We start from the raw sequence: 5,037 nt of genomic DNA on the forward strand, positions 1-5,037 counted from the left end.
CTACAAAAATGTAGAGGGTAGACCAGAGTGGGATGTATACCTTACGCTGGATATGGCAAAACAACTTTCAATGGTAGAGAAAAACGACAAAGGCAAGGAGGCTCGTCTTTACTTCATAGCGTGCGAGAAGGAGCTGAAGCGTCTGTTGTCACAGCCTCCGCCGAAGAGGCCAGACCCGAACTTCTACCTGAAGCGAAGCGCCTACAAGGGTATTAGTGGATTAAGCGAGGCGTTGCTTGAGGTTACTGGTAACATGGAGTCCGAAAAAGGCTTTGCAGAATACCTTTACAGACAGATGAACAAGCCACAGCCCGACAACAATATCATACCGTTAGCCGATACAAAGAAGCGGATCAGGTAGTCTGTATGGAGTGGTTTAGATGGTGGCACGGGACAATGAATGATCCAAAGTTCAAGGCAGTTGCGCGGAATGCGGGCACCGGTCTGGCGAATGTTATAGCCGTTTGGGTCTCTCTGCTTGAACATGCTATCGAAATGCGCAACATGTGTGACGCACCTGTGACGCACGGTGACATTACATGTTTTGACAGTGAATCATGTGATATAAATTTGGGATTTGATGATGGATTGACACAGTGTATAATCGATCAAATGGAGGTCAAAAACCTAGTCAAAGATGGGTGTATAGTGAACTGGTCAAGTCGTCAACCAAAGCGTGAAGATTCAAGCGCAGAGCGGACAAAAGCATATCGGTAGCGCAAGGAAGAAAAGGCCGGCAAGTGTTGTGACGCAGACGTGACGCACTGTGACGCTAGAACAGAACATATAAGAGAAGAAGTAATAGATAATAGCTTGATCGGTTTTAAAACCGATGCAAGCCGGTCGTGTGTTGAGGAGATAGACGAGCAACGAAAAACCAAACAGTCGGAATCGGACTTAAGTTTGCGCAGCCCCAGAGTCAGCGTTGAAACAGCAGTGGGAGAGCCTGTAGCGCCAAGTGCACAGCCCACTCCACCCGATTCCGCCATTGCAGTAATTACGAGTAAGGCGATAAAGCGCCCGAAGACACCGGATTTGTGCGATGAGAGTTGGCTAGAAAACCTAAGCAAAACGGTTGCCTATCAAGAGTTTAACGTACCCGTGCTGTTTGGTCAGATGCGTGTTTGGTGCGAGTTGCACGGCAAGTATCCAACCAAGCGCCGATTCATTTCGTGGCTAAACAGCCAGGATAGGCCGATAAACGTATCCAAGAGCAACGATAATGGCGGCGGGAGTTTGTCTAAAAGTGCGTTTGTGCCTCGCCAGCCCGGAGAGAGCGACGAGGACTACAACCTTCGCAAGTCGTACTACGAAGGCAAGTTTGGAGGTAAAAAGTGATAGAGCGTGGATTTTTTAATGAGCAGGTTACGCGGGATTTATTGTTGGGGGGACATTTTAAGCCAGCTGAAGAGTTTCTTGGCTGGTTGTACGATGAGCTTAAGGATGAATCGTCAGCGGATTTTGTTCGAGCGTGTAAGGAGTGTGCCAATAGCAGCCTTAAGGTCACGCTTCAGCAGATGAATGATTTTATCGGACGTTACAAGCGTGAACGAATCATGGAGGAGGCTCGCAGACATAGTCAACGTCGTCATGGCGCGGAGAAAGTCGCAGTTTGCAATTTTGGTCGTCGTTGTGATCGTTGCAAGGTAGAGTATTGCGATGTTGTAGCCAATTATGCGTTTTCGAACATTAGGCGTGTTCTTGACAAGGATCTGTCGCTTTCCGATGCGTTGAGTAACTTGTCAGTTGAGTTTCCCGGTCTTGGTTATGAGCGACAATAGCATATGTGTGTGTTACGATAAATTTAAGATGACGAAGATACAGCAGGAAATACAGGAGAGGTTAAACAAATTGGTGAGTTCACGGTTGACGGAGTTTCCGTGCGTGTGAGGCCGACGACCCGCTACAAGAGCAAGCGGGAGATATTTTTTGACGTGGTTCAAAGTATGGTACACGAGGCGGAACAGGTCATTATTTGCATTTTTCGGAGGGAGGTTTTTATGAATCAGGCACGGCAAAGGATACGTTTACATCCGCCTTGCAGTGCGTACCTGACTTGCCTGCTACGGAAGTGATAATCGAATCCACGGCCAACGGCGTAGGCGGGGAGTTTCTACCCGCAACAGTAATATGAATTTGGTGATAGACGATATAGTAGGCCATTTTGACGAGTGCAACAAGGGAGTTTTATCAGCGATATACGCATGGAATATGGAGTTCAACAAGGAGGTAAATTGGCAAGAATTGTAAGTAAGAAGAAAGCGCTGCCTTTTGATTCGTCGGTCGTTTATAACGGTGATGGTGTCACAGGGGCGGAAGTTCTTGCAGGTGCGCCCTTGTCTGACGATGTAGGTGGTGTTCCTGAACTGTCGTTGAATTCCCTATTTTCCGGCAGTGAAGTTGGCGAACGAATCTTAACGCTGCCGGTCTAACGATAACGTATCATGCCCTTAGCACTGCGTTGCTGTCATAGGAGGTGATGTTTATGGGTTCTAAGGGTAGTGGTGTTGAATCAACTGATACGCTGATGTCTCTTGGAGACAAAGGTCAAAAGGAACGGATGTTTCATGTCACGGTGCATCCTGGAGCAACGAATCAGAAGGAGGACTCGATGGCCGTTTCTGTTAACGGGCAGGTACTGCAGATTAAGTATGGTCATCCGGTAACTCTTCCTGAGAGGTTTGTGGAGTGTATGCGTAATGCCACAGTAGACATCTGCAAAGATGAACCACCTCGTTCGTTGTATCCGTTTACGGCTGTACCTGTTGAAGCTTGATAGCGTATGACGCTTTCAGAGTTGATAGGAGCTGCACGGGTGAGCTTTCTTGAGGTAGTGCGATTTCCGTTGCATGACATGGTCAATGGCAATGACACGCCTGAGATACCGAAAAGCTATCACTATGGTCTTGTCAAGTGGATGTGTCATCTTGCGTATAGCAAGTCCGATTCAGACGGTTTTAATACGGGTTTGTCGCAGATGTATGAGGCACGTTTTGCTCAGGAGTTTGGAGTGCGTATGAGTGCGTTAATGGAGAAATCAATCAGGAGCTTACCCCTTGGCAACATGCGTATGATGCCACGAGGGTACGGTTTTTAGTCAGGAGGTTAAACACTTGTGGTTTGATGATAACAAAGGAGTTAAGGTAGTTAGAGCGACAAACGGTGGTTTTATAATTTATTACTGCGTAAAGAAAGAGCCACCTCCCAAGCGAGGTAAAGACGGCAATTTAGTTGAGTCTGAATATGAAGATAAGACGGATGTAGCCGGTGATTTCAAGTCTGCCGTCAAGATAATTGAGTGTGTTCTGATGTCTGACAATGCGTCAGACGATGACGGAGATGGCGACGAATACTCCGATGCGTTTAATGAAGTCAGTTCAGATGAAGATGTCAGTGAGAAGTAAATGCCTCAATCTCCTGTGAAGTCAATCCCTGTCAGGTCGTTCAAGGGTCTTGTCAACCGTCGTTCTGCAGAGCGGCTGAAGCCTGGCGACTTGACGGAGGCGGTCAACGTTGTCATCTGCAGATGTAGGCGCCGGTATCGCGGGCCAATTTGACGGGATATACCAGTACGTCGTAACGGTACAGGGAGCGCACGGGCAGTCAGGCCAGTATAACTATGCCGCCTGGGGAAAGAATACAGCGCCGATGGTTACGGTGTCAGGAGGTTAAGAGATGGATGACCTTGAGCGCCTTGTCTGGGAAATGCCGCCTGTGTATCATCGGGTGTTTTACTGGCTGCGTCAAAACATGACGCGTGAAGAAAAATTGGTTTCCGTTAATCGTGGTGTTGGTGTATGGCTAACGTCATGTATGTTGCTGACAAGTTACGATACCATAGCTCGTGGAGTATCTTACTATGAGCGGGGGATTGAGCGTGTGCCGTCCAAAAAGACAATAGGCAGCGTGTTAAGCTGGTTTCAACGCAACGGTATAATCAACTATGTAAGTAATTCCAGTGGCACTACTATAACGGTGCATGTCAGCGACACATTGGTGCTTTTGGTGATGCCGGTTCATACACAGCCGGGGTAGTGGCCATGCCCAAACCTATCATATCGGTGGAGACTCCGGCACTGGTTGAGTCAGACATCACCTTCCCGTCTTTGAGCAGCACGGGTGAGATACCCCCTGTTAATGCCGCCTGGACGGAGGACAACCCGCTTATCATCAACGATAACGTTCTCAAGGGGCTTGTCGTCTCGTTGCTCACCGGCAACGTTGCAGGTGCGTTGCTGCAACAGCCGCTCTCCATACCGGCCCCTGTTGTTGATATGACCATCGGTGTACATTGCCGTATCAACACGCCTGGCATGACAGCAGATGCGACAGGCTTAACCGGCAACACGGCATCGCTCAATTGGCGACTATCTCCGCTGGAGACATCTAACACAGCATCACACTCGTCATCGTATCAAGGGGATATGACGTTTAGCCCGGTGACGGCCTCCGGTGTTGTACTGCCTGGAGCAACGGTAACAGCAACGTTGCAGACATCGGCGTTGCTTGCGTCAGGTTGGGGGCTTGTTGGAAGCGTAGCAACAGGTGATGTTGGCTTGCCTCTTGTGACGGACAACACGTTTGCCTACGTCAACATCTACGGCAACGGTGTAATGGTCATGCCCGTAGCGGATGTTGTTGCTGCGGATGGTTGGGCCGGAATGCTACAGCTTCCGTCAATAGGTCTGCATGTAGCAGGCAACATAGGCAATGCGGCCAACGCTGACTTAAGATTGCCGGTGTTGCGACAGGTTGATGCGGTAATGTATGCCATTGCAATCTACGAAGGCAGCACGGTGTTGTTGCGTCCAATTGTTGACGGACACGGGATGAGGGCCTACGTATGACAACGACGCACAGCTCAAGGGCGACCTCTACAACACTGAAATATACAAGGTTCAGAGGAGGGCTACAAGATAGAGAAAGAGGTCCAGGCCGTCGATGTGGAGTTGTATAAGGCTAAACTCCTTGCCAACAACACCATACTTGAGGGTTACAAGATAGACATGCAGGCGGCGGAGTTGGCTGCTAACGTTC

General features: G+C 49.0%; 11 protein-coding genes and 1 pseudogene. All 12 read left to right on the top strand.

Translation table 11 applies throughout. The features are described 5' to 3' along the window. A pseudogene (locus tag HWQ67_RS12585) lies at window positions 1-361 on the top strand (antA/AntB antirepressor family protein); the annotation flags it as partial. Between the two features lie 35 nt (window positions 362-396). Then, window positions 397-717, top strand: coding sequence for a hypothetical protein (locus HWQ67_RS12590; RefSeq protein WP_218253040.1), 321 nt, complete (start codon window positions 397-399; stop codon window positions 715-717). 96 nt (window positions 718-813) lie between these two features. Beyond that, on the top strand, window positions 814-1,338 hold the full coding sequence (locus HWQ67_RS12595) for a hypothetical protein (RefSeq protein WP_218253041.1): 525 nt from the start codon (window positions 814-816) through the stop codon (window positions 1,336-1,338). Further along, on the top strand, window positions 1,335-1,781 hold the full coding sequence (locus tag HWQ67_RS12600) for a hypothetical protein (protein WP_218253042.1): 447 nt from the start codon (window positions 1,335-1,337) through the stop codon (window positions 1,779-1,781). Before HWQ67_RS12595 ends, HWQ67_RS12600 begins: the two co-directional genes overlap by 4 nt. A gap of 194 nt (window positions 1,782-1,975) precedes the next feature. Further along, on the top strand, window positions 1,976-2,134 hold the full coding sequence (locus tag HWQ67_RS12605) for a hypothetical protein (protein ID WP_218253043.1): 159 nt from the start codon (window positions 1,976-1,978) through the stop codon (window positions 2,132-2,134). A gap of 100 nt (window positions 2,135-2,234) precedes the next feature. Further along, the gene (locus HWQ67_RS12610; protein WP_218253044.1) at window positions 2,235-2,432 is read left to right on the top strand and encodes a hypothetical protein; all 198 of its coding nucleotides are present in this window, start codon (window positions 2,235-2,237) and stop codon (window positions 2,430-2,432) included. Window positions 2,433-2,485: 53 nt separating this feature from the next. Then, window positions 2,486-2,776: a hypothetical protein gene (locus HWQ67_RS12615; protein WP_218253045.1), complete on the top strand. Its 291-nt coding sequence runs from the start codon at window positions 2,486-2,488 to the stop codon at window positions 2,774-2,776. Window positions 2,777-2,782: 6 nt separating this feature from the next. Next, window positions 2,783-3,097: a DUF6682 family protein gene (locus HWQ67_RS12620; protein WP_218253046.1), complete on the top strand. Its 315-nt coding sequence runs from the start codon at window positions 2,783-2,785 to the stop codon at window positions 3,095-3,097. Window positions 3,098-3,113: 16 nt separating this feature from the next. Next, window positions 3,114-3,404 carry a hypothetical protein gene (locus HWQ67_RS12625; RefSeq protein ID WP_218253047.1) on the top strand — a complete coding sequence of 97 codons (291 nt, stop codon included), beginning with the start codon at window positions 3,114-3,116 and terminating at the stop codon, window positions 3,402-3,404. Between the two features lie 109 nt (window positions 3,405-3,513). Then, a complete protein-coding gene (locus HWQ67_RS12630) occupies window positions 3,514-3,672 on the top strand; it encodes a hypothetical protein (protein ID WP_218253048.1) in 159 nt (52 codons plus the stop codon). A 3-nt stretch (window positions 3,673-3,675) separates the two neighbouring features. Further along, a complete protein-coding gene (locus tag HWQ67_RS12635) occupies window positions 3,676-4,035 on the top strand; it encodes a hypothetical protein (RefSeq protein ID WP_218253049.1) in 360 nt (119 codons plus the stop codon). A 5-nt stretch (window positions 4,036-4,040) separates the two neighbouring features. Then, window positions 4,041-4,847 (top strand): hypothetical protein, encoded by an 807-nt coding sequence (locus HWQ67_RS12640; RefSeq protein WP_218253050.1) that lies wholly within the window; start codon window positions 4,041-4,043, stop codon window positions 4,845-4,847. The last annotated feature ends 190 nt before the right edge of the window (window positions 4,848-5,037 follow it).

Origin of the sequence: Candidatus Magnetobacterium casense (genome assembly GCF_019173545.1) — a bacterium.
Classification (GTDB): domain Bacteria; phylum Nitrospirota; class Thermodesulfovibrionia; order Thermodesulfovibrionales; family Magnetobacteriaceae; genus Magnetobacterium; species Magnetobacterium cryptolimnobacter.